General features: G+C 70.9%; 22 protein-coding genes. 11 read left to right on the forward strand and 11 right to left on the reverse strand.

The features are described from left to right. Window positions 1-57: 57 nt before the first annotated feature. Window positions 58-582 (reverse strand): hypothetical protein, encoded by a 525-nt coding sequence (locus tag H4W31_RS02370; RefSeq protein ID WP_192765136.1) that lies wholly within the window; start codon window positions 580-582, stop codon window positions 58-60. 315 nt (window positions 583-897) lie between these two features. Here H4W31_RS02370 and abc-f point away from each other — a divergent pair, with 315 nt between their 5' ends. Beyond that, window positions 898-2,535, forward strand: coding sequence for a ribosomal protection-like ABC-F family protein (gene abc-f, locus H4W31_RS02375; RefSeq protein WP_192765137.1), 1,638 nt, complete (start codon window positions 898-900; stop codon window positions 2,533-2,535). 144 nt (window positions 2,536-2,679) lie between these two features. On the opposite strand, the gene H4W31_RS02380 is transcribed toward abc-f, so the two are convergent. Next, window positions 2,680-3,393 carry a type 1 glutamine amidotransferase domain-containing protein gene (locus tag H4W31_RS02380; RefSeq protein ID WP_192765138.1) on the reverse strand — a complete coding sequence of 238 codons (714 nt, stop codon included), beginning with the start codon at window positions 3,391-3,393 and terminating at the stop codon, window positions 2,680-2,682. A gap of 191 nt (window positions 3,394-3,584) precedes the next feature. Here H4W31_RS02380 and H4W31_RS02385 point away from each other — a divergent pair, with 191 nt between their 5' ends. Together H4W31_RS02385 and H4W31_RS02390 are read left to right on the forward strand one after the other, a co-directional pair. Next, a complete protein-coding gene (locus H4W31_RS02385; RefSeq protein ID WP_192765139.1) occupies window positions 3,585-4,163 on the forward strand; it encodes a CGNR zinc finger domain-containing protein in 579 nt (192 codons plus the stop codon). A 93-nt stretch (window positions 4,164-4,256) separates the two neighbouring features. Next, window positions 4,257-5,423 carry a hypothetical protein gene (locus tag H4W31_RS02390; RefSeq protein WP_192765140.1) on the forward strand — a complete coding sequence of 389 codons (1,167 nt, stop codon included), beginning with the start codon at window positions 4,257-4,259 and terminating at the stop codon, window positions 5,421-5,423. A gap of 25 nt (window positions 5,424-5,448) precedes the next feature. Here H4W31_RS02390 and H4W31_RS02395 read toward each other — a convergent pair whose 3' ends face one another. The 3 genes from H4W31_RS02395 to H4W31_RS02405 form a co-directional block, all read right to left on the reverse strand. Further along, the gene (locus H4W31_RS02395) at window positions 5,449-8,055 is read right to left on the reverse strand and encodes a hypothetical protein (RefSeq protein WP_192765141.1); all 2,607 of its coding nucleotides are present in this window, start codon (window positions 8,053-8,055) and stop codon (window positions 5,449-5,451) included. Between the two features lie 224 nt (window positions 8,056-8,279). Further along, complete coding sequence (locus tag H4W31_RS02400) at window positions 8,280-11,384, reverse strand: tetratricopeptide repeat protein (RefSeq protein ID WP_192765142.1); 3,105 nt, start codon at window positions 11,382-11,384, stop codon at window positions 8,280-8,282. A gap of 6 nt (window positions 11,385-11,390) precedes the next feature. Next, window positions 11,391-11,687: a trypco2 family protein gene (locus tag H4W31_RS02405; protein WP_192765143.1), complete on the reverse strand. Its 297-nt coding sequence runs from the start codon at window positions 11,685-11,687 to the stop codon at window positions 11,391-11,393. A 284-nt stretch (window positions 11,688-11,971) separates the two neighbouring features. Between H4W31_RS02405 and H4W31_RS02410 the strand changes: the two genes are divergently transcribed. Continuing rightward, window positions 11,972-13,123 (forward strand): hypothetical protein, encoded by a 1,152-nt coding sequence (locus tag H4W31_RS02410; RefSeq protein ID WP_192765144.1) that lies wholly within the window; start codon window positions 11,972-11,974, stop codon window positions 13,121-13,123. A gap of 91 nt (window positions 13,124-13,214) precedes the next feature. Continuing rightward, window positions 13,215-14,228 carry a UDP-N-acetylmuramate dehydrogenase gene (locus H4W31_RS02415; RefSeq protein WP_192765145.1) on the forward strand — a complete coding sequence of 338 codons (1,014 nt, stop codon included), beginning with the start codon at window positions 13,215-13,217 and terminating at the stop codon, window positions 14,226-14,228. Between the two features lie 57 nt (window positions 14,229-14,285). Here H4W31_RS02415 and H4W31_RS02420 read toward each other — a convergent pair whose 3' ends face one another. After that, window positions 14,286-15,116: a helix-turn-helix transcriptional regulator gene (locus H4W31_RS02420; protein ID WP_192765146.1), complete on the reverse strand. Its 831-nt coding sequence runs from the start codon at window positions 15,114-15,116 to the stop codon at window positions 14,286-14,288. A 104-nt stretch (window positions 15,117-15,220) separates the two neighbouring features. On the opposite strand from H4W31_RS02420, the gene H4W31_RS02425 reads away from it, so the two are divergent. Together H4W31_RS02425 and H4W31_RS02430 are read left to right on the forward strand one after the other, a co-directional pair. Next, window positions 15,221-15,937, forward strand: a complete 717-nt coding sequence (locus tag H4W31_RS02425; protein ID WP_192765147.1) for an SDR family oxidoreductase — start codon at window positions 15,221-15,223, stop codon at window positions 15,935-15,937. A 176-nt stretch (window positions 15,938-16,113) separates the two neighbouring features. After that, the gene (locus H4W31_RS02430; RefSeq protein WP_192765148.1) at window positions 16,114-17,001 is read left to right on the forward strand and encodes an oxidoreductase; all 888 of its coding nucleotides are present in this window, start codon (window positions 16,114-16,116) and stop codon (window positions 16,999-17,001) included. A gap of 24 nt (window positions 17,002-17,025) precedes the next feature. On the opposite strand, the gene H4W31_RS02435 is transcribed toward H4W31_RS02430, so the two are convergent. Further along, a complete protein-coding gene (locus H4W31_RS02435) occupies window positions 17,026-17,691 on the reverse strand; it encodes a helix-turn-helix transcriptional regulator (protein WP_192765149.1) in 666 nt (221 codons plus the stop codon). 166 nt (window positions 17,692-17,857) lie between these two features. Here H4W31_RS02435 and H4W31_RS02440 point away from each other — a divergent pair, with 166 nt between their 5' ends. The 4 genes from H4W31_RS02440 to H4W31_RS02455 all read left to right on the forward strand — a co-directional run bounded on the left by H4W31_RS02440 (window position 17,858) and on the right by H4W31_RS02455 (window position 22,245). Next, on the forward strand, window positions 17,858-18,751 hold the full coding sequence (locus H4W31_RS02440) for an oxidoreductase (RefSeq protein WP_192765150.1): 894 nt from the start codon (window positions 17,858-17,860) through the stop codon (window positions 18,749-18,751). 145 nt (window positions 18,752-18,896) lie between these two features. Beyond that, complete coding sequence (locus H4W31_RS02445; protein ID WP_192765151.1) at window positions 18,897-20,825, forward strand: zinc metalloprotease; 1,929 nt, start codon at window positions 18,897-18,899, stop codon at window positions 20,823-20,825. 150 nt (window positions 20,826-20,975) lie between these two features. Continuing rightward, window positions 20,976-21,773: a TIGR02452 family protein gene (locus H4W31_RS02450; RefSeq protein WP_192765152.1), complete on the forward strand. Its 798-nt coding sequence runs from the start codon at window positions 20,976-20,978 to the stop codon at window positions 21,771-21,773. Between the two features lie 112 nt (window positions 21,774-21,885). After that, a complete protein-coding gene (locus H4W31_RS02455; RefSeq protein ID WP_192765153.1) occupies window positions 21,886-22,245 on the forward strand; it encodes an immunity 51 family protein in 360 nt (119 codons plus the stop codon). A 52-nt stretch (window positions 22,246-22,297) separates the two neighbouring features. On the opposite strand, the gene H4W31_RS02460 is transcribed toward H4W31_RS02455, so the two are convergent. From H4W31_RS02460 to H4W31_RS02475, 4 genes are all read right to left on the reverse strand, one after another. Beyond that, window positions 22,298-22,972, reverse strand: coding sequence for an NAD-dependent epimerase/dehydratase family protein (locus H4W31_RS02460; RefSeq protein ID WP_192765154.1), 675 nt, complete (start codon window positions 22,970-22,972; stop codon window positions 22,298-22,300). Window positions 22,973-23,136: 164 nt separating this feature from the next. Beyond that, complete coding sequence (locus tag H4W31_RS02465) at window positions 23,137-24,183, reverse strand: aldo/keto reductase family protein (RefSeq protein WP_192765155.1); 1,047 nt, start codon at window positions 24,181-24,183, stop codon at window positions 23,137-23,139. A gap of 94 nt (window positions 24,184-24,277) precedes the next feature. Further along, window positions 24,278-25,087, reverse strand: coding sequence for an ABC transporter permease (locus H4W31_RS02470; RefSeq protein ID WP_318782986.1), 810 nt, complete (start codon window positions 25,085-25,087; stop codon window positions 24,278-24,280). 29 nt (window positions 25,088-25,116) lie between these two features. Further along, a complete protein-coding gene (locus H4W31_RS02475; RefSeq protein WP_318782987.1) occupies window positions 25,117-26,025 on the reverse strand; it encodes an ABC transporter permease in 909 nt (302 codons plus the stop codon). Between the last annotated feature and the right edge of the window lie 12 nt (window positions 26,026-26,037).

Below are 26,037 nucleotides of genomic sequence, written 5' to 3' on the forward strand. Positions count from 1 at the left end.
ACGGCGGTAAGAGGGCGGGCCGACCAGGCTGTCGGTGAGGGCGGCGAAACGAGGTCGTTAACGTGCCCAGCCGGTGAAGTGCTGACCGGATCTTCCTTCGGCACGGCGTACCGGCCGGTGATCGGTGTCGCCAGCCGCGACGGCACCGGCGGCGGCGCGTACGAGCCAGGCGTTGACCGAGAGGCCGGCCCGGCCGGCGGCCTCCTCGACGCTGGCCTTCAGATGATCGGGGAGGCGGAGATTGATCCGTGAGGTGCCGCCGTCGTCGCCCTCGGGCACCAGCAGTGCGGCCGGTGGCGCCGCCGGGCGGACGTCCGCGTCCGCTTCGTCGACGTGTGGGCTGGCCGGGGTCACCACGAAGGCGGGCTCGCGCCCCCGGAGCCGCACGTGGACCGAGCCCGGGGCGAGTTCACGGGTGATCTCGTCGGCCGCGTCCGAGAGCGCGTTGAGCAGCGTGAGCCGGGTCGCCGCCTCCAACTGCGTAAAGAGCCGCTCGGCCAGCGCCCGGCCGTCCGGATCGGCCCCTTCCGCGGCCACGGCGAACTCGTTGCGCAGGTTCTCGACGTACGGCCTCAGGTCCATGGTGCCATCATGGCACCAGTTGGCTCAGGCTGCAATGTTCCTGGCTCAGCTCAGCGACGCCCCGTGCGGCGCCGGTGACCGGCGACCCGTTCCACAAGGTGCCGGAAGAAGCCGCTGTTAGCATGGGCGGTCAGTGATCGGGAACAGGGAGATCAGACGTGGCAGGTGACGACGACATCTCCGGGTGACACCGGAGTGATCGGCCACCGGCAGGCGCGAGGCAGCGCCACCGCCGTGGCCCTTCCGTCGTTCCATCGGTCCCTGTTCCCCTGCCGGGCGGCCTGACCCGCCCGCATCACACCCGAGGACTGTCGCATGTCCGATGCGTCCATCTCCTGCGTCAACCTGTCCTTCTCCTGGCCGGACGACACCCCGGTCTTCCAGGAGCTGTCCTTCTCGCTGGGCGACGGCCGTACCGGCCTCGTCGCGCCGAACGGTGCCGGCAAGAGCACCCTGCTCAGGCTGATCGCCGGTGAGCTGCGTCCCAGCGGCGGGACCGTCTCCGTCCAGGGCGTGCTCGGCTACCTCCCGCAGAACCTGTCCCTGGTCGGCGACCTGACCGTGGCCGAGGTCCTCGGAATCGCTCCGGTGCTCCGGGCGCTGGCGGCCATCGAGTCCGGCGACGCCGCCGAAGAGCACTTCGGCACGATCGGCAACGACTGGGACATCGAGGAGCGTACCCGCGCCGAGCTGGACCGACTCGGCCTCGGCGAGCTCTCCCTCACCCGAGCCCTGCACACCCTCAGCGGCGGGCAGGTCATCTCCCTCGGCCTGGCGGCACAGCTGCTCAAGCGGCCCGACGTCCTGCTGCTCGACGAACCGACCAACAATCTCGACCTTGACGCACGGCACAAGCTCTACGGCGTACTGGAGGACTGGAACGGCTGCCTGCTGCTGGTCAGCCACGACCGGGCGCTGCTCGACCGGATGGACCGGATTCTCGAACTCGACCGGGGCGAGGTCCGCTCGCACGGCGGCAACTTCACCGAGTACGTCGAGGCGGCCCGCGCCGCGCAGGAGGTCGCCGAGAAGAACGTCCGCAACGCCGAGCAGGAGGTCAAGCGGGAGAAGCGGGAGATGCAGCAGGCCCGCGAGCGGGCGGCGCGACGGGCCAGCAACGCCCAACGCAACCTCAAGAACGCCGGCCTGCCGAAGATCTTCGCCGGAACGATGAAGCGGGGCGCCCAGGAGTCGGCCGGCAAGGCCAACGAGACGCATGCCGCCCGGGTCAGCGGGGCCAGGGCACGACTCGACGAGGCGGGCCGCGCCCTGCGCGACGAGCAGAAGATCGTGCTGGAGCTGCCGGACACCAGGGTCCCGGCCGGACGTACGGTCTTCCTCGGCGAACGGATGCAGGTCCGCTACGGCGAGCGGGCGCTCTTCGCCGACGGCGGCGCCGACCTGACGATCCGGGGACCCGAGCGGATCGCGTTGACCGGCCCCAACGGCGCCGGCAAGTCCAGCCTGCTCCGGGTGGTCAGCGGCGAACTGACCCCCCAGGACGGGCAGATCAGGCGGGCCGACGGCCGGATCGCCTATCTGTCCCAGCGGCTCGACCTGCTGGACCTCGACCGCAGCGTGGCGGAGAACCTGGCCGGGTTCGCGCCCGGGATGCCGTCGGCAGAGCGGATGAACCTGCTCGCCCGCTTCCTGTTCCGGGGCTCCCGGATCCACCTCCCGGTCGGGGTGCTCTCCGGCGGGGAGCGGCTGCGCGCCACGCTGGCCTGCATCCTGTACGCCGAGCCCGCACCCCAGCTCCTCCTGCTGGACGAGCCGACCAACAATCTGGACCTGGTCAGCGTCGGTCAGTTGGAGAGCGCACTGAACGCGTACGAGGGCGCGTTCGTGGTGGTCAGCCACGACGAGCGGTTCCTCGCCGGGATCGGGGTCGACCGCTGGCTACGGCTCGGAAACGGCCGACTGCTGGAGACGGGCGCACCCGAGGGCGACTGAGGTGGGAAGGCGGCCACCCATGCCGAGGCGGGAGGGACCGTTGTCCGTGTCCCTCCCGCTCCGCCGCCCGCTGACCGGTCCGCCGCCGTCGACCGGTCCGCCGTTGTCGACCGATCCGGAGCGCGGGCGGGTCGGTACGGCGGCTCAGACGCGGGCGGCCAGCTCCCGCAGGACCGCTTCCGCCGCGGCTTCCCCCGATCCGGGGTTCTGGCCGGTGACCAGGTTGCCGTCGACGACGACGTACGACGACCAGGCCGGGCCCGACTCGAACTGCGCGCCCGCCGTACGCAGCCGCTCCTCGAGCAGCCAGGGTGCGTTGGCGGCCAGCCCGACCTGCGTCTCCTCCTCGTCGGTGAAGGCGGTGAGCCGGCGTCCCTTGAACAGCCAACTGCCGTCCGGGTTGCCGGCCGAGAAGAAGCTGGCCGGGCCGTGACAGAGCGACGCCACCACCTTGGCGGGATCGGGCAGCAACGCGGCCAGCACCCGGGCCACGTCGGGGTTCACCGCCAGGTCCTGCATCGGGCCGTGACCACCCGGGATGAACACGCCGTCGAAGCGGCCGGGGTCCACGTCCTCCAGCCGCACGGGCGACGTCAGGAGGTCCTGGGTCCTGGTCAGGTAGGCACGGAGTTCGGCTACCTTCTCGGCGTCGTCCCCGTTCGCCGACGGCGCCAGGCTGCCCTCGTCCGCGACCGGGGTCAGACCGCCGGGGGTGGCGATCGTGACATCGACGCCCGCCTCGGTGAGGATCCGGTGCGGTACGACGAACTCCTCGGCCCAGAACCCGGTGGGGCGCTGACTGCCGTCCTTCTGACTCCACGTCCTGGCCGCGGTCAGGATCATGAGGATCGATGACATGACGTTCTCCTTTGGCGGAGCTCCCAGCGGGCCGGGGACCTGGCCGGCGGAAGCTCCGGTAGCGATGTAACGACCGTAGCACCTTTGCAAATAACGGCATCTCGGCTGGAAGCTCAGGCGTGATGGGTTAACGCAGTTAGATCACTACGAGGGGGTGTACACTGGCCTCTGCCGGGAGGAGGTGTGCACCCATGGAGCCGATCGCGGCGGAGGCCTGCCCACCGAGCCTGTGCGAGAGCTCGGATCTGATCCTGAGCTTCGTCAACACCCGGGACGTCGACAGCGGCCCGCCCGGACCGCCGGGGAACCGCGCCGGGCTGGCCGAGTGGCTGGCCAGGGTGGGCCGACCGGATCGGGATCTGGTGGTCACCAACGCCGACACGGTCGCGGCGGACGAGTTGCGGAGCACCTTCGTGACGATCTTCCGCGCACACGCGGGCTGCGCCGACAGCGACACGTCGGTATCCGAGGCCGAGGCGTACCTGCATCGCATCGCGGAGCGGTATCCGTTGACCGCGAAAATCAGCAGCGACGGTTGCACCCTCGTACCGGCCCAGACGGGTGTGCCGGGGGCGTTCGGGGCGCTCTTCGCCGCCGCCGCCGACCTCGCCGGCCGAGGCGGCTGGTCCCGGCTCAAGGTCTGCAAGAACCCCACCTGCCACACCGGATTCTTCGACAAGACCCGAAACTCGTCCGGCCTGTACTGCAGCACCGCCTGTGGCTCACAGATGTCGATGCGCGCCTACCGCAGCCGGCGCAAGAACGGGTGAACCCGGGGGCGGCCAGGTGACACCCCTGCGACCTGCGGGTACGGCATCGACGAATCGTTGAAGAGATCAACTGCCGCCGGTACTGTGCGGGAGGTGACGGCGGACGCGGCCATACCTGGAGCGCCGGCGGCGGGGCGGACGGTCGAGCGGGTGGACCACGCCTTCGCCCTGGTCGAGAGCTGGCTGTTCAGCGGGGCGATGACCGAACTGCTCGACCTCTTCGACGGGCACACCGACCGCGGCGACTGGCGCCGGCTCGACGAGGAACTGCCCGAATGGCTCGACCCGCTGCTGTCCCGGACCGATCCGTCCGCCGAGAGCCTGTCGGAGCAGCAGGTGGAGGTCCTCCGCCGGGCGCTCGCCATCGAGCAGACGGCCGCCGGACACTTCAATTTCCGGACGAGTGACGGCTCGACCTACCGGGAACGCGCACAGGCGGCGCACGCGGACTTCAGCCCGGAGACCCGCGCCGAGGTCCTACGGCTGACCGACGCGCTCGGCCTGGTGAGCCCACGTCCACCGCGATCACGTCGCTACGCCAGGACGCTCGTGCTCGGCGGCGGCTACCGATCGGCACTGTTCCGCGCCCGGTACGCGGCACAGCTACAGGCGTCCGGAGTCGTCCTCGGTGAGGTCGACTTCCTCGGCAGTCCCCGGTTCCTTCTCGACGAACCGCCGGAACGGCCGGTCGTCGAGCCGTACGCCCCGGGCGCCGCCGACGAGTTCGACCTGATGATCGGGGCCGTCCGGACCGAGTTCGGGCTGGAGCCGGCGGAAGTGACGTTCCTGTGCGGCTGCTCCTCCGCCGAACACACCTGCCCGAACTGGTCCGCCGGCAGCCTGCCCCGGGCCGACCAGACGCCACCCGCCTTCACCCACGAACGGCGGGTCGCACTCGCCGACGCCGACGGGCAGGCGGTCGGCTCGGTGTACTCCGCGAGTACGGGACGCCCGCCGCTGCGCCCGGACACGGCCGACACCCTGCGCCTGTGGGCCCGGTACGCACAGCCGCGACTCGGGCAACGGGTCCTCGTGGTGACGACCCAGGTGTTCGTACCGTTCCAGGCGTTCGACGGGATCCGACGGCTGTACCTGCCGCACGGCGTCGACCTCGACACCGTGGGGTACGGCGCGGAGTGGAAGGACCGGCCGCAGACCGCCGAGTACCTGCTCCAGGAGACCCTGTCGGCGATCCGGTCCGCCCGCCGACTGCTGGTCGACGCGGCCGAGGTGCTGGTCAAGGAGGGGTCGGGGACCTAGCGCGGAACGTCGCCCGCGTCGATCGTCACCATCCGACGGTGGAGTCCCAGAGTCTCGTGGCGACATGTGACACGTCGCCGCGCCGGAACCGGGTCGGCGTACGTCGCTTCGGGTTGACGTAGCCGGCGCACCACTCGTCGAAGCGGCCGCCGCTCGTCTCGTTGAGCGTGTTGCGGACCACCTCCACCTCGAGCACATCGAGGATCCCCGTGTCGAAGCCGTTGTCGACGAGGTAGCGACCGCACGCGGCCAGGTCGAGCCGGGCGGCACCCGAGCCGAGGTGGGGCGGGGTGTCCGGGTGCACCTTCTTCGCCCCGGCCGCCGGATGCGAGAGGTCGTTGCTGAGGAAGGCGTAGTGGATGGCGATCCTGGTCATGTCCGCGAAGTTGAGCCTGCCCAGGTGCTCCAGGGTCAGCATCTGACGGAACTGCTCCGGAATGCTGGGCACCAGCTTGCGGACGTCGTCCGCCACCTTGTCCGGGCAGCTGAGCTGCATCGTGGCCCAGAGCATCAGCGTCCGCATGGCCATCGCCGCGGTCGACGCCGCGGCGGTGTTCGGGTAGTTCAGCTCGTCCCGGCGCAGCAGACCGGCCCGGACCACGCCCTCGATGTCGTACAGCCGGGCGACCGCGAGGTTGATGTAGGTGTAGGAGGTGGTGGCGAGGTCCCGGATGTACTCGGCGTGCCGCTGACGCTGGGCGGCGGTGCGTCGACGCCCCATCGGCACGATGAGTTCGGTCTCCGCACTGCGTACGAAGACGCCGCCGGCCTGGAGCAGGGAGAGTTGGAGGCCGGTCAGGGCGGCGACGATGCGGTGCACCGTCCGCTCCGGACTGGCCATCACGTCCCGCAGCGCCCGCGTCCCGTACGCCACCGACTCGTGGGCGGCGCGCTGCGCCACGTCGAAGTTCGCGTGTTTACTGTCGGCGAGCGGGCGGGCCCGGAGGATCCGGGCGACGACACCGCTCAGATCATCCTTGATCCTGCCGTTCACGGATCCCCGCAACGCGACCTGTACCTGCTCCATCCGCAGCCGCATCGGCGCCGGCGCGTGCTCGTTCGCGACGACCCAGCCGAGTTCGGCGAAGGAGCCCCCGACAATGACGCTCTCGTAGACGTCCGGTCGCTTGGCGAGCGCGTCACCTGCGCCGACGAGCAGCCGCCAGCGGGCCTCGGCCGGATCCAGGTCCAGCTCCCCTCCGCCGCCCTGGCTCGACGTCAGGGCGGTGACCGCGGCCGGCATGTCGGCGGCCAGTCGCTTGAGGATCTGCTCCGGTGGCTCGTGGCCGTCCTTGAGGTAGCTGTTGACGCTCGTCACGAGCTTGTTGACGTCCCGCCAGCCCGCCGGGCGGTCGGACCGGCTCGGCACGGCCCGGCCCTGTCGCCGGTCCGTCGACAGATCGGTCAACAGCCGTTCCAGATAGGTGAGTGTGCTGTGGGACCGCTGGCGACGATCGCCGCCCGTCGGCGCCCGGCCGCGCAGTATCCGCTGCAACTCCAGCATCTCGCTGGTATCGCGCTGGCGCTCCAGCAGCTCTCCGGCCTGGCGCACCAACTCCGCGATCTCGGTCTCGACCCGGCGTGGGATGGCGGAGGAGTTGTCGCGCACGTCGGCGACTGCCAGGTCGAGCAGGACCGCGAGCCGCCGGAAGGCCACCGGATCCGCCTCGACCGGATGTCGCTCCGGATCGCCCCGTACGCCCCGGAAGTCGCGGAAGTCGCGGGCCTTGCTGGCGAAGGTCCGGAACACCGCCCGGAAGTCGGCGAACCCGACTCCGAGGTCGTCATCGGGTCCCTCCCCGTGCTGTCCGGCGAGGATGTCGTAGTCCAGGCAGAGCCGTCGCAGCTCGTGCAGTTCCGGCGGGTCGCACCAATGTGGAAGTACGGCGGCGGCCACCGCCCGGACAGCCTCGTCCGCCTGGCTGGAGACGTCGAGCTGCACGCTGGCGTAGCTGCCCAGCGCGGCGCCGGTGGCCATCGTCACCGCCAGTCTCGTGACCTCCCGGGTGGCCGCCGGACCGGCGGCACTGGAAGCGGAGGTGTCGAAGAGTCCCATCTTGCCGACGGCCTCGCGCAGCCACTGGCGCATGTCGTGCTCGAGGCGGCTGTGTTTGGGCTCTCCCCAGCTGGCGGTGGCGTTCAGGAGGCGTTCGACCGCCGCGTCGACCAACTTCCCGGCGGCCCGGTCGGGAAAGAGCTCGACGCCGTCGAGGTAGACGTGGTGGAGGACGCCGGCACGGGCCGGACGATCGTCGCCCCAGCCCACCGCACGGGCCAGGTGCGGATCCGGCTCCACGCACCGTGGCGACCCGGTCGCCCGCCAGTGCTCGACCCACTCCGGATCGATGGAGAGTCCCCACGAGACCAGGAAGGCCCCGAAGTCGGCGGCGGCCGCCGATCCCCTGGCCGCCGGTTTCCGGGGACGCAGCCAGTCCACCAGTTGCCGACGCAGCTCGGACGGTGCGCAGAGCTGACCGTCGCCGGTTTCCAGGTGCCCGCCGACCGCGCGCATCGCGGTCTGGTCGAGACGCTGGCCGAGGAGTTCGGCGTCGACGCCGTTGCGCAGGTCGTCCCAGAGCCGTAACACGGCGCGGAGCACCGGCACCGGTCCGCCGTCGGAGACGTCCGCCATGTCTGTCTCCTTTCCGCCGAACAGCGTGCACGCGGTTATGGACAAGACGGGGAGAAGCCCGCACCAGAATCATAACCAACGTCAATTTCATGGCGAACCCGCTCAAGGCTGAGCAGGCATCATTCGTTCCGTCGAAATGGCTGCTCGTTGGGCGAGCGGTCGGCACATTCGTGTGGCCACGGACGCCGTACCCGTCGGAATCGGTGCACGACCGCGATCGCGGATCAACCGATCCGCCGCCTGCCGCCGACCCGGTCGAGGGCCTTGATCTCCTGGTCAACCCGGTCCGCCTGAGCCGTTCGGCCGACCTCACGCAAACGGTCCGAATGGCTGTTCAACGCCTTGCGGAAGTCGGCCCGGAACACCTCCGGACGTTCGCCGTCCAATCTCCGGTAGATATTCACCGCTCCCTCGATGTCAAAGAGCGCCTCGTCGCCACGGCCGATCTCGGCAAGACAGTTGGAACGGTTGGTGAGGGCGGCGGCAAGACCCGACCGTGACGTCTCGGAACGCTCGATCAGCCGGCGGTAGAGGGCGATCGCGTCGGAGCTGTCCTGCAGGGCGTACTCGGGTCGCCCGACCTCGATCAGGCGGATCGCCCGGTTGCTGAGGGTCGCGGCGTGCTCGGGCAGGAACTCGTCCGGGCGTTCCTCCGCCAGCCGGCGGAAGACGGCCTCGGCCTGGTCGATCGCGGCCAGCGCGTCCGGACCCCGATCCAGGTAACCGAGGGTGACCGAGAGATTGTTCAGGGCCCGGGCCAGTTCGACCTCGGCGTCGGGAAGTCCCCGCCGGATCGACACCGTCTCCTCGATCGCCGCCAGTGCCTCGTCGTGGCGGCCCAGCTCGGCCAGGCAGTTCGACAGGTTGTTGAGGGCCCGCGCGAGTTCGGCCGGGTCACCCGGCGGCTCGGCGGCGAGCTGCCGACGGATGCGTACCGCGTCGGTGATGGCCACCAGTGCCTCGTCCCGGCGGCCGAGTTCGGCAAGGCAGTACGACAGGTCGTTCAGCGAAGCGGCGAGGTCCTGGCGGAACCGCGGGTGCCGACCGGCCAGCCGACGCTGGATCGCCACCGCCTCCTCGACGGCGGACAACGCGTCCTCGTGCCGGGACGCGTGCCGCAGTCTGAGCGCGAGATGGTTCAGCGATCGGGCCAGTTGGTTCGACGCGGTACGCCTTGCCGCGCTTCCGACGACCGCGCGCCACCCCGTGCCGCCGATCGCCGACGACCGTCCCCGGCGCAGCTCGACGAGTCGCTCGGCGACCCGCACCGCGAGGTCCGCGTGCAGCTGCGTGCTGGGCGCGATCGACCGGTGCAGGTCGAGCAGCAGGTCGAGGTCGTCCCGGTGTACGTCGACGAGCTGTTCGAGCGCCGCGAGCAGGGGACCCGGCTCGGCGGTCCGGGTGGCCACCGTGACCGCCGCCCGGGCCAACGCCCCCGCGTGCTCGACCACCACGTCGGCGATCCGTTCCCCGAGGTCAGGCTGGTGCACGGCGGCGCGGGTGAGCACGGTCAACGCCCGTTCGCCCTGCTCGGTGTCGACTCCGGACAGCACCGCGGAGAGCACCTCGTGGGACACCCGGAGGACGGCACCGACCAGGTGCTCGGCCAGCAGGTCGGGCTGGAGCGGGCTCCACCACTGGGCCGCGTCCGGGTACAGCGACCGCAGCCACGCGGCGACCTCCCTGGGCCGGGCCGGTTCCAGCTCCGGCACCCGGGCGAGCACCGCCGCCGCGGCCTGCTCGTCGGCCGCCGGAACCAGGCAGGCCGTGGCGACCACGATCCGCGCCAGGCCGGGCCGGAGCCCCAGCCCCTGTTGGGCGAGGGTCCGGTGCCAGTAACGCTCCTCGTGCAGCGTGAGCAGAACCTCCACCGACTCTCCGGAGTGCCGCTCCGAGGCCGGTTGAGCGGTTTCCAACAGCCTCGCCAAGGCGACCATCTGCACCCCGAGCACCGCGGGTGCGCTCGGGAACGGCGGCGCCTCGATCCTCGACGCGTACCGGGCCCACGGGATGTCCTGGTAGTCCGGAAGCCCCGAGAGCCGGCGGGCGAACGCGGACAGCGCCGTACCGAAGGTCTCCCGGCTCGCCGCCGGGTCGGCGTCCAGCTTCGGCAGGTGCTCGCTGCCGGCGGTGGCCACGAAATCCCACGCGGCCTGCTCCGGCTTGCGCCATTCGCCGTCGCTGCGGGCCAGCAGCAGAACGCGGAGACGCCGGCCCGGCCTCCGGCCGCTGAGTACGGGCGTCAACGCCTCCAACTCCCTGATCCGACCCTCGGCATAGTCGACCACCAGCAGCAGGTCGATGCTGACCGACCGCAGCCAGTCGAGCGTCTCCGGCGTCGGGGACGAGGTGTTCAGCACCACCACCGCCCACTCGCGACGCCTCATCCGGGCCGCGAAGTGCCTCGCCAGTCGGGTCTTGCCCTGCCCACCCGGGCCGGTCAGCAGGAACGCCGAGATCACCTCGGTCCGCCCGCACCACTCGTCGAGTCGACCGAGAAGCTCCTCGCGGCCGTGGAAGGCGACCACCTCCGCGTCGGCGCGCAGCAGCGAGGCGGGCGACTCGGGAACCCGTACCAGCACCTGGAGGCCGTCCAGTTCCGCGGGCTCCAGGCCCGGTACGACGTCCGGATCCCCGGGCCACAGCTGTGCGCGGAACTCCGGGTCGCCAAGGAACGCCGTGACCGGGACCGCACTCACCCGGCGGCTGTCGAACCCGTCCTCGTCGTACGCGACCACGCCCACCAGGATCTGGTTGCAGTACAGGCCTGCGCCGGACATGCCGGACCACGGCGACTGCTTCGACGACAGGCTCGGCTTCGGCGGCGACTCGACCGCCACGTCCAACCGGCCCAGTTTCATCAGGCCCAACGGCTGTGCGTGGCCCCGCAGGTGCTCGGTCTCCCGGGCCTCGTCCGGCTGGACCCGTACCCGGGGAAAGCCGACGGCCTCGACCTCGGCCCCGCCCCGGTCGCAGACGAGGCGGCCCCAGCGCACCGGGGGCAGTCCCCGAGGGTCCACGAACCCGGGATCGGTGATCCGCAGTAGCGCCGCGTCGACCGTCGCCTCCTTCCGGTGCCACACCACCTCGGCCCGCCACAGCCGCCGATCGCCCAGCAGCCGTACCCGCACCGCCGGTTGGTCGGCGGCCTCGTCGTCGGTGCCGGTCGCGCCGGCACCGTCGGCGGCCGGACGCCGCGCGGTCGCGGGGAAGACCACATGCGCCGCCGTCAGCACCACGCCGGCCGACAGCAGCGTGCCGGAGCCGCACTCCCAGTCGATGCCGTCCCGCGTGGCGTAGACCTCGCAGATCCGCTCACGCACCACCATCGGTGATCAGTGGTCCGGCAGTCCGCTCGCCCGGTCGCTGACCCTCGGAGACTTTCCGGTCGTCCTGAGCACCGGGGTCAGGGTCACCGTGACCCGATGGGTGTCCTCCCGCCCGATGCCGCCCTCGACGCCGATCGGCACCAGGAAGGTCAACCCCGCCTTGGCTTTGCCGGAACGGCTGGCCACCACCGTGAACTCGACCTCGACCGGGCCCACCTCGAACTGCAGGTCCTCGGTCCTGCCGTTCTCCTGCGCGATGGTGATTTCCTCCCGGATCACCTGTACCGCCTCAGCCAGCGTCACCCACTCCACCACGGATCACCTCATCGCGAAGACGTTGCCCCAGAGCGTATGGAGCGACCGGGGCACCGGCATCCGCCGAAAAGGCACGAGTGGTACCCATCGAACACGTTGCGCCGGACGATTGACCGCAGCCTCGACCAGCTATGGCCATTGACCGGGTCCGGGATGACGCAATGCGTGGGCCAATAGCTCAGGCCATTGACAGAATTGCTGGACCGCGCCACTGTCCGCAATGACCCGCCGGCTCATTGAAGAGATCAAATCCCGGCGGTACTGTGCTGGGCGTGACGGCGGACACAGCCATACCCCACGCCCCGGTGGCGCGGCATCCGGTTGGTCGGGCGACCCGCGCGTTCACCTTGGTCGAGGGCTGGTTGTTCAGCGAACCGATGGCCGAACTGCTCGAAATATTCGCCGAACACGATGCCCGGAGCAACCTGCTCCATCTGCACGAGAGCCTGCCGGAGTGGCTCGACCCGCTCCAGCAGGACGCCGGCTCGTCCGTCGCCGGCCTCTCGGGCAGCCAGACCGAGACACTCCGCCGGACCCTGGCGATCGAGCGGGTGGCCGCCGCGCATTTCAACTTCCGTACCCACGACCAGGCCCACTATCGCGAACGGTCGCAGGCGGTCGACGGGGATTTCAGCCCGGAGACCCGGGCCGACGTCCTGCGGCTGACGGATGCGCTCGGCCTCGGCAGCACGCATCCACCACGGTTCACCCGATACCAGAAGACACTCGTGCTGGGCGGCGGCTACCGGTCGCCACTGCTGCGCGCCCGGTACGCCGCGCAGTTGCAGGCGGCCGGGGTGGCGCTCGGCGAGGTCAGCTTTCTCGGCAGTCCACGCTTCCTCATCGACCAACCGCCCGAGCGTCCGGCCACCGAGCAGTACGCGCCCGGCGCCACCGACGAGTTCGACCTGATGGTGGGTGCCGTCCGGGCCGAATTCGGGCTGGACGTGGCCGAGGCGACCTTCCTGTGCGGCTGCCCGTCGGCCGAGCAGGAGTGCCCGAACTGGCGCGGCGGCAACCTGGACCACGCCGCCGGGACACCACCGGCGTTCACCCACGAGCGACGGGCCGAACTCGTCGGTGTCGAAGGCCAGGCGGTCGGCTCGGTACTCTCCGCGAGCACGGGGCGCCCGCCGTTGCGGCCGGACACCGCTGACACGCTCGGCCTGTGGGCCCGCTGCGAACGGCCTCGGCCGGGCCAGCGGGTGCTGGTGGTGACGACCCAGGTGTTCGTACCCTTTCAGGCGTTCGACGGGATCCGGCGCCTCTACCTACCGTACGGCGTCGACATCGACACCGTGGGGTTCGGCGCGGACTGGGGCGACCGGCCCCGGACCGCCGAGTACCTGCTCCAGGAGAGCCTGTCGGCGATCCGGTCCGCGCGCCGGCTGCTGGTCGACGCCGCCGAGGCGCTGAGGCCCTAGCGTGTCTCACGGACTTGCTGGTGGGCTGCGGCGGGCCCAAGATCCCGGATGCCCGGCAGCGCACCCGGACCGCTGGGTAAGCTACCCAGCCGTGACCATCACGTTTGCTGACCTGACCACGATGCGGATCGGCGGGCCGGTAGGGCAGTTGCACGTCGCAACGAGCACCCCGCACGCCATCGAGCTGCTGAAAAGCGCGGATGCGGCGGAAGATCCGCTGCTGGTGATGGGCGGCGGCTCCAACCTCGTGGTCGGCGACGTGGGGTGGCACGGCACGGTCGTCAAGATGGAGTCGGCGGAGTTCGAGATCGACGGCGACCGGCTCACCGCGGCCGCCGGGATCGAGTGGGACCAGGTCGTCCGCGCCGCCGTCGCGGAAGGGCTGGCCGGCATCGAGGCGCTTTCCGGGATTCCCGGCTCGGTCGGTGGGACACCGGTACAGAACGTCGGGGCGTACGGAACGCTGACCTCCGACGTTCTCGAATCACTCTCGGTGTACGACCGACAGACCGGCCTGGTGGAGCGATGGCTCCCCGAGCAGTGCGGGTTCGGCAGTCACCGGCAGTCGGTCTTCAAGCACAGCGACCGCTGGGTCGTACTGGACGTGACGCTGCGGTTGCGGCGCAGCACGCAGTCGAATCCCATCACCTTCCCCGCCATCACCGATAGGCTGGGAATCAGCGTCGGCGGCACGGCACCGCTGGCCGAGGTACGCGAGGCCATCATCGCGCAGCGTCGCGAGAAGCGGATGGTGTTGGATCCGGACGACCACGACACCTGGAGCGTCGGGTCGTTCTTCATCAACCCCGTGCTCGCCGAGGTGCCGAAGCGGGCCAGCGAATGTCCCAGCCAGCCGGACATCAAGGGGACGAAGCTCCACGCGGCGTGGCTGATCCGACACTCCGGGTTCCAGCCCGGCTACGGCGTGGACTGGGGTAACGGGACCGTCGCCCTGTCGAGCCGGCACCCGCTCGCGGTGACCAACCGGGGCGGCGCCACGACGGCCGACGTCATGAAGTTCGCCGCGCACATCCGCGACGGGGTGGCGGCCCGCTTCGACATCCGGCTGAACCCGGAGTGCGATCTCATCCACTGCTCGTACTGAGCCGAGGTCACGCCCTCCGACCGGTACGCCCCGCGATGCCGGCAGACCCCCGTGCGGTCAGAGTCGCTGGATTCCGACCACCGAGAGCAGTCGGAGTGCCTCGTGCGAGGGCGTACCGGGGGCCGCGGTGTAGAGGATCAGGCGCTGGTCGTGGTCGCTGATCTCCAGCGTCTGGCAGTCGAGTTCCAGTTCGCCCACCACCGGATGCGGGATCCGCTTGGTCGAACTGGGCCGGGGCGGGTCGACCGGGTATTCGTTCCAGCGTCGGACGAAGGCGGGGCCGGTCCCGCACAGCCGGCTGATCAGCCTGTTGACCCCCGGGTCGTCGGGATAGCGGGCCGCCGCCGTACGCAGGTCGGCGAGGCACTGCCGGGCGAACTGGTCCACCTGGGGGTCGTCGAAGTCGGCGTGCGGGCCGCCGAAGAGCTGCCAGATGAGGTTGCGGTCCTCGACGGGCCAGACGGTGGGGTCGATCAGCAGTGCGGTCGCCATGGAGTTCCAGGCCAGCAGGTTGTAGACCGCGTCGATCACGAAGGCGGGTGTGTCGTCCAGCCGGTCGATGAGGTGCAGGATCCCGGCCGGGACATCGCGCGGGGGTCCCGGCGGGATGTCCACGCGCAGCCCGGTGAGCTGGTAGAGGTGCTCGCGCTCGCTGTCGGTCAGCCGCAGTGCCCGGGCCAGGGCCACCAGCACCTGCCGGGACGGCTGCGGTCCCCGGGCCTGTTCGAGCCGGGCGTAGTAGTCGACCGAGATGCAGGCGAGCTGGGCGACCTCCTCGCGACGCAGTCCCGGCGTGCGTCGGCGTCGGCCGGCGGTGACACCGACGTCGGCCGGCTGCACCCGGGAGCGCCGGGCGCGGAGGAAGTCGGCCAGGTGTCGGCGGTTCATCCGCACATGGTGCCTCGACTCCGCCGACCTAACCAGGGACCCGTCAGTCCGTGGCTGGCACCGACCCCTTATGCCGCTCCGGGAACTGCCGGACGCTTGCCGCCATGGACGACACGAAGATCGCTCTCGTAACGGGAGCGAACAAGGGCATCGGATTCGAAGTCGCCCGGCTGCTGGGTCGGGCCGGCGTCACCGTACTGCTCGGTGCCCGGGATCCCGGTCGGGGCGCCGAGGCCGCCGAACGGCTCCGCGCCGACGGTCTGCCGGCCACACCGGTACGCCTCGACGTGACCGATCCGGCGTCGGTGACCGAGGCGGCGAAACGAATCGAGGACGGGTACGGCCGGCTGGACATCCTGGTCAACAACGCCGGCATCATGACGGGTTGGGGCCGGCCGAGCGAGCTCTCCGTCGACGATCTCCGGCAGGCGTACGAGACGAACGTCTTCGGCGTCGTGGCGGTGACCAATGCGATGCTGCCGTTGCTGCGACGGGGTTCCGCCGCACGGATCGTGAACGTGTCGAGTTCGATGGGTTCGCTGACCCGGATGGCCGCGCCCGAGAGCGGGATCCCGATGATGACGTACAGCTCCTCGAAGGCGGCCCTGAACGGGCTGACCGTGGCGTACGCCGCCGAACTGCGGGAGGCGGACATCAAGGTCAACTCGGCGGACCCCGGGTACTGCGCCACCGACCTGAACCAGCACACCGGGCCACGGGACCCGGCCGACGGCGCGGCCGTGGTGGTCCGGCTCGCCCTGCTCGATCCGGACGGCCCCAGCGGGACGTTCGAGGGCGACACCGGCCCGGTGCCCTGGTAGGCCGACGAACCGGGGGTCACCCCGGCGGCGCCGGGCGGCCCGTCCCGGCGCCGCGGACCCCGTCCGCTCCGGGCGACATGTCTACGCTCGTAGACAACGGATTCTCCCCAGTCTGCGGCGGTCTACGTAGCAGAGTCGAGCACTGGAGGACGAGGTGCGACGGGGGATGGAGAATCATGGCCAAGACATGGCTGGTCACCGGAAGTTCCCGAGGTCTGGGGTGGGCGCTGAGTCAGGAGATCCTGGCCCGGGGTGACAACCTGCTCGCCACCGCCCGGCAACCCGAACAGCTCGACGAACTGGTCAAGCGGTTCGGCGACCAGATCCGGCCGTTCGCCCTCGACGTCACCGACCCGGCCGCCGCCCGGAAGGCGGTCGAGGCGGCCGTGCAGGCGTTCGGCAAGCTGGACGTCGTCGCGAACAACGCCGGGTACGCCAACAGTTCCGCGATCGAGGAGACCCCGGACGACGACTTCCGGGCACAGGTCGAGACGAACTTCTTCGGCGTCGTCAACGTCACCCGGGCGGCGCTGCCGATCATCCGGACCCAGCGCTCGGGGCACTTCCTCCAGTTCTCCTCGGTCGGCGGGCGGGTCGGCGGAACACCCGGGCTGGGCGCCTACCAGTCCGCCAAGTTCGCCGTCGAAGGCTTCTCCGAGGTGCTCTACAACGAGGTCAAGCCGTTCGGGATCAAGGTCACGATCATCGAGCCCGGCGCCTTCCGTACCGACTGGGGTGGCGCGTCCATGAAGCTGGGGATTGTCGGCGAGGACTACCAGCGGACCGTCGGCCGGCTGCACGGCCTCCGGCAGGAGATGGACGGGCAGCAGGCCGGCGATCCGGTCCGCGCGGCGAAGGTCATCGCCGACGTCGTCGCCCTGGCGGCACCGCCGCTGCGGCTGCTGCTCGGCTCCGACGCCCTCCGCCTCACCGAGGAGGCCTCGCAGTCGCGGGCCCGGGAGCTCACCGCCTGGGCCGACGTGAGCCGGAGTACCGACTACGACGGCAGCACCGACTTCGCCCGGACACCCGTCGCGGCCATGCTCGCGCCGCGCACCCGGTAGCGGGCCGCCGACGGGTACGACCGGTCAGCGGTTCAGGCCCAGTTTCCCGACCTGTACACCGGCCTGGAACCGGGAGTCCGATCCGAGTTGCCGCATCAGTTCGGCCACCCGGCGCCGGTAGGTCCGCAGCGGCATGCCGAGCCGCCGCGCCGCGGCCTCGTCGGTGAGGCCGGAGGCGAGCCCACGCAGGATCAGCCGGTCCGCCGGGTCGAGCCGCGGCCCGCTCCCCCGCAGCCAGGCGTCCACCGGCTCGGCCGCGTCCCAGGCGACCCGGAACAACGCCCGTACCCCGTCGATCAGGCCGGCCGCGGTGGTCACGCTGAAGGTCCGCTCCGCACCGTCGGATGGACCGGCCAGGATCATCACCCGACGGTCGATGATGATCGTCTCGTGTGGCAGCGGTGCCGGCGAGATGCGTACCCGGACACCCTGTGCCTCGGCGTCGCGCAGGTGGGTACGGTGTTCCTCCGTGTCGAGCGCGGCCGAGGTGTAGAGCTTCCGCACGACGAGGCCGTCGGCCACCTGCCGGCGTACCCCGGACGTGATCGCCATCCGCGCGGTCGTCCGGGACCAGGTCTCCAGGTCGGTCGCGGCGCAGGTGAACTCGGTACGCGCGCCGATGAAGAGATGACCGGCCCGCCGGACGAGTTCCTCCTCGCCGCGTACGGTCACCACCTGCTCGTCCGCCATCCGCCCAGTCTGGCTCCGCCGTCCGGGCCGCGACAACCCGCCCCGGCCGCGACCCGACGCCGAACCGGGAGCGGACCGACGCCGAACCGGAAGCCGGACCGGTGGTCAACTGGCCACTTGTTGCCAATCCCGGCAGCCGGCACTCGGCGGCGCCAGGCTCGGTGTCATGACGACGAACACCCCGACCCCGGCCGCCAGCTTCCTGCTCGGCGGCGACCTGCGGATCAACCGGCTCGGCTTCGGCGCGATGCGGCTCGCCGCGAACTCGCTGCACGGGCCGACCCGGGATCCCCGGACCGGCATCGCCGTGCTCCGCCGAGCCGTCGAGCTCGGGGTCGACCACATCGACACGGCCGGCTTCTACGGGCGCGGCGACGTGCACGCCCACGAGTTGATCCGCCAGGCGCTGTACCCGTACCCGGAGGATCTGGTGATCGCCACCAAGGTCGGCCCGCTTCGGGACGCGACCGGGATGCCCTCCGGGGAGGCCGACGCCGGCCAGCTCCGGGGCCTGGTCGAGGAGGACCTGCGCCGGCTCGGCCTGGAGCGACTCGACCTGGTCTACCTCCGGGTGGGCGGCCTGGGCCCGGTCGGCGGGGAGTCGATCGCGCAGCGGTACGGCGTGCTCGCGGCGCTCCGGGAGGAGGGGCTGATCCGGCACCTCGGGATCAGTAACGTCGACGCGGCCCAGTACGCCGAAGCCGAGGCCATCGCACCGGTGACCGCGGTGCAGAACCACTTCCACCTCCAGCACCGGGACGACGCCGAACTGCTCGCCCGGTGCACGGCGCTGGGCAGCGCCTACGTGCCCTTCTTCCCGCTCGGCGGCGGCAACCGTCCGCTCGACCCGAGCCGGTACCGTCGGATCGCGGAGCGCCACGGCGCGACCGCCGCCCAGGTGGCCCTGGCCTGGCTGCTCGCCCGGTCTCCGGTCATGCTCGCCATCCCCGGCACCGGTTCGCCGGACCATCTCGAAGAGAACATGGCGGCGGCGACGCTCCGGCTGTCCGAAGCGGACCTGGCCGAACTGTCGATGGAAGAAAGTGACGTTCGCGGATAGCTACCGCCCTGCCCGGGACGTACGCTCGGCGACGCAGGCCCCCGGACGGGTACGCCCGTCCGGGGGTCGCGCCGCCGGCCGGCGCCCCCGTGGGTCGCCGGCCCGGCGCGACAGAGGAATCTCCCCGGACGGCGGAAGGGTACGCATGAGAACGAGACGCACCATCCTGGTGGCTGCCGCCACAGCGGTGCTCACCGTGCTGGCGCTGGCACCGGCGAGCCCGGCCGCGGCAGCCCGTTACTCGAACCTGGATCCCGGCGGGCAGCCACGGCTGACCGAGCGGGTCCCGGTCAACGTGGTCTTTCTCGGCTACTCGCCGTCCCAGGTGCCCCGGTCGACGTTCAGCGCCGGGCTGCCGGCCGACTACGAACCGGTGGTGCGGTCCCGGCAGTTGTACATGACGCAGGAGAAACTGGGCCTGCACTACGACTACGACTACCGGATCAGTTACACCGACGAGCGCTACGAGGACAGGTTCTTCGGCGAGCTGAAGCGGTTGGCCCGGCCGGCGCCGCTGAGCGAGTACCAGACGCTCTACAACGCCCAGCAGGGCAACGTCCTCGACGTCACCGAGAACCACCACATCGACGCGCCGAGCGTGGAGCGCTGGCTGGCGAAGAACCCGCCCGCCGGGGTCGACACCCGACGGAACACGGTCTTCCTGATCAACTGGTACGGCCGGCCGGACTTCCGGTTCCACGTCTACACGAAGACGGACGAGCCCGATCCGGACACCGGATACAACTTCGGGACCGAGCGCGAGAGCCGCAAGATCATCGCGTGGGGCGGGACCACCGCCAACGACGAGGAGAACGGGCTCGGCTCCACCCACCGGATCTGGTTCCACGACCTCTCGGCCGGGCCGGAATCCTGGACCTCCAACTGGAACGTCGACGACCCGGATCTCGACGGCAACGGCGTCGAGGACTACCGGATGCCACCGACCTGGGAATACACCCCGGGCGGCTACCGGGCGGCGAGCGCACTCGCCGGGGACCTCAGCAAGATCACCCGGTACGTCGCGTTGAACCTCCTCTTCACCACCTCGCCGCTGTACCCGGCGGAACTGCCGACGGCGGAGCCGCCGCGCTCGATCAACCTCGACAGCAACGTCTACGAGGGCTGGCCGGGCGTGGACGCCTCCACCAAGTACATCGACCGGGACCTGCTCCTCGACGAACTCCGGGAGCTGCGCTGGCGCAACCGGCTGGACTACGACAGCCAGGACCTGCCGTTCACCGGCGACGCCGAACGCTGCTACCGGCTGGCGCTGGAGACCGACGAGTCCTGCTACCCGGAGACCGGCTACCCGGGGTTCGCCAACTTCTACCTACAGAACCAGCGTGAGCTGGCGCGTACCCAGGACGACCAGGGCAAGGTCGACTACGAGATGCCGATCTTCAGCTACGCCGTACCGGAGGGAACTCCTGTCCCGGCCCTCGGCTTCGCCGACGACAACTGGGTCGACGGCACCCAGTCGTACGTCTTCGCGTTCATCTCACCGGAGATCGTCGAGTCCGGGTACGGGCTGACCACGACCCTCATCCACGAGGTGGGCCACCACATCGGGATGAGTCACCCGCACGACGGCTACGACAGCGCGTCCGAAGTGGACTACGTACCGGCCGACGAGTTCTATTTCGTCAACGCTGGTGACCAGACCAACTCGATGATGAGTTACATCGATCTGAACTGGGATTTCAGCCAATTCGACCATGACAACAGCGACCGGTTCCTGACCGCCGCCTACAACGAGGCCGCCAACCGGCTCGCCGCGGACGTCCTCGACGCACCCCGGGCACACCGGGCGTACGACGAGTTGGCGGCGGCGGACCGGCTGCTCGGGCGGGCCAAGGCGGCCCTGGCCAACCACCAGTACCGGTCGGCACAGACGTACGCCGAGCAGGCTTACTCAGCGGTGGTCGACGGCGCCCGGGAGGTGGGCGTACCGGCCGACAAGGCCGCCAAGCAGCTGTCCCAGGAGGCGAAGGCCGCCCGGACCAGCGTGGAGACGAACCAGCCGCACGAGTTCATCGACAGCCTCGACCCGGACGGGCCGCGCGCCCAGTCCTGACCGTAGGCGCCGTCGGGTGGGGGCGGAGATCTCCGTCCCCACCCGACGACCGTCCCCGCCGTCCGCGCCCCGAGCCGAGCAGCACCCGCTCGTCCACCCCGGCACGATATCGGGTCGAGACCGCCGGGCCGATCACGCATGATTGCCGTCGTGAGCAGACGGCTGAGGGCGATCGCCCAGGAGACGGTCGCGGCCGTGGAGCGTGGTTCCTACCGTACGGAGCGGGGCACGGAGGTGGCTCTCGCCGACGAGGTGACCGCAGCAGTGGCCGGCACCCGGCTGTACCTGCCGGACGAGGTCCTGCCGCCACCCTCGCCGGTCGGAGCCCCGCCCGTGGTGGAGGTGACCAACGAGACGACCCTGGCGGCGACCCGCCGGCTCGGCGGTGACCCGGCCTGTCTGGTGTTCGCCTCGGCCCGGAACCCGGGCGGCGGGTTCCTCAACGGGGCCCAGGCCCAGGAGGAGAGCGTGGCCCGGGGCTCGGCCCTGTACCCGTGCCTGCGCGCCGCCGGGGACTTCTACGCCCGGCACCGCGCCGATCCGTACCTCGGCTACAGCGACCGGATCATTTACTCCCCGTCGGTACCGGTGTTCCGGGACGACGGTGGCGCTGCCCTGGCGGCGCCGTACCCGACCTCGTTCCTGACCTCGGCGGCGCCGAACCGGTCGGCGATGCTGCGCAACCAGCCCGAACACCTTGCCGACATCCCGGCAATCCTGCGCCGCCGGGCCGCCCGGGTGCTCGCGGTCGCCGCCGCGCACGGACACCGGACCCTCGTCCTCGGGGCGTGGGGTTGCGGCGTCTTCGGCAACGAGCCGGCGACCGTGGCGGACGCGTTCGCCGACGCCCTGCGGCAGAGCCCGTGGTTCGCCCGCGTGGTCTTCGCCGTGTTCGACCGGCAGTCCGGCACCCCGACCTACGCCGCGTTCCGGGGAACGTTCGGCTGACCGGGGCCGGGTCACGCCCGGTGCCGCCGACGCGGGACAGGCCGGCGCCACCGCCGGATCACCGCCCGTCCGGCGGAGCCGGTCCGTCGGTGGCCCGCCCTAGGATCCACCCGTGACCGAAGCAGACGACTCCCTGAGCCCGCTGAGGCTCTTCGAGTACGACCACAACCCGGGCAACTACTGCCTGCTGCTCAGCGACGTCCACATGGTGAAGGTGTCGGACGTCTTCGAGGAGTGCGGCTACCTCGGCAACGGCTACGACTGGTCCGGCGTGGCACGTTCGGCGGTACGGACACACGCCCCGGAACTCGCCGACCGGCTGCGGTACGACCCCGAGGCCGGCACCTTCGTGGCCTACGGAACGGACCCGGCGGCCCTACGACAACTCGGCGTCCTGCTCCGGAACGCCTTCCAGGACGGGGCGACCCTCGCCACCCTGATCCGGACCGGCGACGCCGACTGGTTCGACTGAGCGACCCACGCTCGCCGGCTCGACCGGGCGGATCCGCTCCGGCGGCCCGGACTCAGGAGTGGGGCCCCGGACCGAACCCGGTCAGGTCCCGGTTCTCCAGTACGTGTCGGGGAAAGCCGTGCTCGGCGACGCTCAGCATGGCGATCCCCAACTGCTCGGTCGTGGTGACGCTACGCGGAAAGAGCCGTCGGAGCAGTCCGCCGAGCGGTGTGATGAGCGCGTAGAGGAGCCGGTACAACCGGGTCTTCGACCGGACGCCGTGCAGTGGCTGGATGAAGCCGGGCCGGAACGCGTACGCGTTGGGCAGCAGCGCGATCAGCGCGTTCTCGGTACGGCCCTTGACCCGGGCCCACATGGTGCGCCCCTGTTCCGTGCCGTCGGTGCCCTGCCCCGACACGTACACGAAGGTCAGCTCCGGATTGACCTCGGCCAGGGTCCGGGCGGCGGCCAGGGCGAAGTCGTAAGTGACCCGGGTGTAGTCAGGTTCGTTCATCCCGACCGAGGAGACGCCGAGACAGTAGAAGCAGGCGTCGTAGCCGGCGAACTCGTCCGCCAGGTCGGTGAAGTCGAGAAAATCCTTCCGGACCAGCTCCCGCAGCTTCGCGTCCCGCCGCCCGGTCGGGGTACGCAGGACCGAGAGGACGGCCTCGACCCTCGGGTCCAGCAGGCACTCCCGGAGCACGCCCTGCCCCACCATGCCGGTCGCGCCGAACAGGATGACCTTCATGTCGTGCCTTCCCGGACGTCGGGTCCGCGCCGGTCAACCGACCGTCGGTGTCGAGGGTACGACCCCGACGGTCGAGATCCGGCTCCGGCGCACCGGACCGGCGGCGGAGTCGTCCGGTGCACCTGTCCGAGCGCGGACCCGATGCCCTCGTCCTCCCGCCGGGGTCAGCCGGGCTGTCCCGCCGTCGACTCCGAGCGCGCCCAGTCGGGCTTGACGGCCATCATCCGGGCGGTCTTCGTGGCGTCCGTCTCGACCAGGTCGCCCAGCGTGTCGTCGATCCGGCGCATCGCCTCGTCGTCCAGCCGGACGCCGGCCGCCGCCGCGTTCTCGGTGACCTGCTCCGGCCGGGACGCGCCGATCAGCGCGGTGCTGACCCCGGGCCGCCGCAACGTCCAGGCGACCGCGAGTTGGGCCATCGACAGCCCGGCCTCGGCGGCGACGGGACGGAGTTCCTGCACCCGGCGGAGCAGTTCGTCGCCGAGCACCCGCCGGATGAACATCGGCGCACGACCGCCGCTGGCCGCCCGGGAGCCGACCGGCGGCGCCTGACCCGGCTGGTACTTGCCGGTCAGCACGCCCTGGGACAGCGGTTGGAAGGCAATCTGACCGATCCCCTCCCCGTCGCACAACGGCACGATCTCGGGCTCGATGACCCGCCAGAGCATGTTGTACTGCGGCTGGTTGGACACGATCCGGTTGCGCAGCCCGAGCTGGTCGGCGAGGTCGAGGGCTTCCCGGATCTGGGCCGCCGTCCACTCCGAGACGCCGAGGTAGAGCACCTTGCCCTGGCGTACCAGGTCGTCGAAGGCGATCAGCGTCTCGTCCAGCGGCGTCTGGTCGTCGAACCGGTGCGCCTGGTACAGGTCGACGTAGTCGGTGCCGAGCCGGCGCAGCGAGGCGTTGCAGGACTCCAGGATGTGCTTGCGGGACAGGCCCTGGTCGTTGGGCCCGTCACCGGTCCGCAGGCACACCTTGGTGGCGATCTCCACCGATTCCCGACGTACGCCGCGCAGCGCCTGGCCGAGCAGTTCCTCGGCGGCGCCCCGGGCGTAGACGTCGGCGGTGTCGAAGGTGGTGATGCCCGCGTCCAGCGCGGCCCGTACGCAGCTCAGCGCCGCCGCCCTGGCCACCAGTTCACCGTGGGTGAGCCAGTTCCCGTAGGTGATCTCGCTGACGAGCAGGCCGCTGCGGCCGAGATGACGATGCTCCATGGCGACCCACCCTAACCACCGGGCACGCTCGACCACCGGGCACGCTCAACCAGCGGACACGCGCGACCTGACCGGTGCACCCCGGCGTCGGGCCCTACTCCGACTCCGACGCCGCCGGTTCCCGCCCCCGCAGCCGTACCGCGAGCAGCATCAGCAGCGCGACCGCGAACATCGCGGTGCCGACGACGTTCACCTGGGGCGGGATCCCCCGCTGGTTGGCTCCCCAGACGTACATCGGGAAGGTGACCGTGGTGCCGGAGTTGAAGTTCGTGATGACGAAGTCGTCGAAGGAGAGCGAGAAGGCGAGCAGCGCGGCGGCCACGATGCCGGGCAGCACCAACGGCAGGGTGATCCGGCGGAACGCCTGCCACTGGCTGGCGTAGAGGTCCATCGCCGCCTCCTCCAGCCGGGTGTCCATTCCGGACAGCCGGGCCCGGACGGTCACCACCACGAACGAGACGCAGAACATCACGTGCGCGAGGACCACGGTCCAGAAGCCCTGCGGTACACCGGCGGCCACCAGCAGGGCGAGCAGCGAGGTGCCCAGCACCACCTCCGGGGTGGCCATCGGCGCCAGGACCAGCAGGTTGACCGCCGACCGTCCCCGGAACCGGTGTCGGACCAGGGCGAACGCCATCAGCGTACCGAGCACTGTGGACACGACCGTGGCGACGAAGCCGATCTGCACGCTCCGTACCACCGCGTCGCACATGCCGGCACTGCCGCACGGGTCCCGCCAGTTGTCGAGGGTGAACTCGTGAAAGTCGTACGACAGCCGGCTCGACGGCCGGTTGAACGACAGTCCCGCCACCACCACGACCGGCAGCAGCAGATAGCCGAGTACGCAGGCGGCGACGGCCAGCGGCCAGTGGTCGGCCACCCAGCGCCCGATCCGGCCCCGCACGGCTGTCCCACCTCCTCGACGCCGCACGGCTATCCCACCTCCTCGGCGCCGGCCCGCCGGACGTACCCGACGACCATCGCGAGGATCGCGCCGAGCAGCAGTACGGAGAGCGCGCCCCCCTGCGGGTAGTCCAGCCGGACCAGGAACGCGGAGTCGATGACATTGCCGATCATGTACTCGTTCGGGGTGCCGAGCAGTTCGGCGCTGATGTAGTCACCGCTCGCCGGGATGAAGGTCAGCAGGGTGCCGGCCACCACCCCCGGCATCGACAGCGGCAGCATGACCCGCCGGAGCACCTGACTCGGGCCGGCGTACAGGTCCTGTGCGGCCGACAGCAGCCGGCGGTCCAGCCGCTGGAGGCTGGCGTAGATCGGCAGCACCATGAACGGCAGGTAGCAGTAGGTCAGGCTGGTCACCACCGCCACCGGTGAGGCGAGTAGCCGGCCGTCCGGGCCCAGCACGTGCAGGTCACGGAGCAGTCCGACCAGGGCGCCGCCGTCGGACAGCACGGCCTTCCAGGCCAGGGTCCGGACCAGGAAACTCGTGAACATCGGCGCGACCACGCAGACCAGCAGCAGGTTCTGCCAGCGCCCGGCGCGCAGCGCGAGGACGTACGCCAGCGGGTAGCCGAGCAGCAACGCCAGGGCGGTGGCGAGCGCGGCGTAGCCGAAGGACCGGCCCAGTTGCGGCCAGTACCCGGCCAGCGCATCCGGATAGTTGCCGAACGACCAGGTCATCGCGTAGCCGTCGGTCAGCGAGCCGGCCGGGTCGTAGAGGCTGGTGGCACCGAGTTGGACCGCCGGGAGCAGGAAGAAGACCACCAGCCAGAGCCCGCCGGGCAGAACCAGGAGGTACGGCAGTGCCCGGCGCCGCCGTACCCCGGACGCCGGCACCGGCGCGACCTGATCCGGTACGTCGAGCCGGGCCGGCCCGGTCACCGCGGCCCCGCC

The sequence above is a fragment of the Plantactinospora soyae genome (assembly GCF_014874095.1).
Classification (GTDB): Bacteria; Actinomycetota; Actinomycetes; order Mycobacteriales; family Micromonosporaceae; genus Plantactinospora; species Plantactinospora soyae.

Excerpts from the sequence above, each read along its gene's own strand:
- H4W31_RS02370 (WP_192765136.1), bottom strand. The coding sequence starts at position 582 with ATGGACCTGAGGCCGTACGTCGAGAACCTGCGCAACGAGTTCGCCGTG.
- abc-f (WP_192765137.1), top strand. The coding sequence starts at position 898 with ATGTCCGATGCGTCCATCTCCTGCGTCAACCTGTCCTTCTCCTGGCCG.
- H4W31_RS02380 (WP_192765138.1), bottom strand. The coding sequence starts at position 3,393 with ATGTCATCGATCCTCATGATCCTGACCGCGGCCAGGACGTGGAGTCAG.
- H4W31_RS02385 (WP_192765139.1), top strand. The coding sequence starts at position 3,585 with ATGGAGCCGATCGCGGCGGAGGCCTGCCCACCGAGCCTGTGCGAGAGC.
- H4W31_RS02395 (WP_192765141.1), bottom strand. The coding sequence starts at position 8,055 with ATGGCGGACGTCTCCGACGGCGGACCGGTGCCGGTGCTCCGCGCCGTG.
- H4W31_RS02400 (WP_192765142.1), bottom strand. The coding sequence starts at position 11,384 with ATGGTGGTGCGTGAGCGGATCTGCGAGGTCTACGCCACGCGGGACGGC.
- H4W31_RS02420 (WP_192765146.1), bottom strand. The coding sequence starts at position 15,116 with ATGAACCGCCGACACCTGGCCGACTTCCTCCGCGCCCGGCGCTCCCGG.
- H4W31_RS02425 (WP_192765147.1), top strand. The coding sequence starts at position 15,221 with ATGGACGACACGAAGATCGCTCTCGTAACGGGAGCGAACAAGGGCATC.
- H4W31_RS02430 (WP_192765148.1), top strand. The coding sequence starts at position 16,114 with ATGGCCAAGACATGGCTGGTCACCGGAAGTTCCCGAGGTCTGGGGTGG.
- H4W31_RS02435 (WP_192765149.1), bottom strand. The coding sequence starts at position 17,691 with ATGGCGGACGAGCAGGTGGTGACCGTACGCGGCGAGGAGGAACTCGTC.
- H4W31_RS02440 (WP_192765150.1), top strand. The coding sequence starts at position 17,858 with ATGACGACGAACACCCCGACCCCGGCCGCCAGCTTCCTGCTCGGCGGC.
- H4W31_RS02445 (WP_192765151.1), top strand. The coding sequence starts at position 18,897 with ATGAGAACGAGACGCACCATCCTGGTGGCTGCCGCCACAGCGGTGCTC.
- H4W31_RS02460 (WP_192765154.1), bottom strand. The coding sequence starts at position 22,972 with ATGAAGGTCATCCTGTTCGGCGCGACCGGCATGGTGGGGCAGGGCGTG.
- H4W31_RS02465 (WP_192765155.1), bottom strand. The coding sequence starts at position 24,183 with ATGGAGCATCGTCATCTCGGCCGCAGCGGCCTGCTCGTCAGCGAGATC.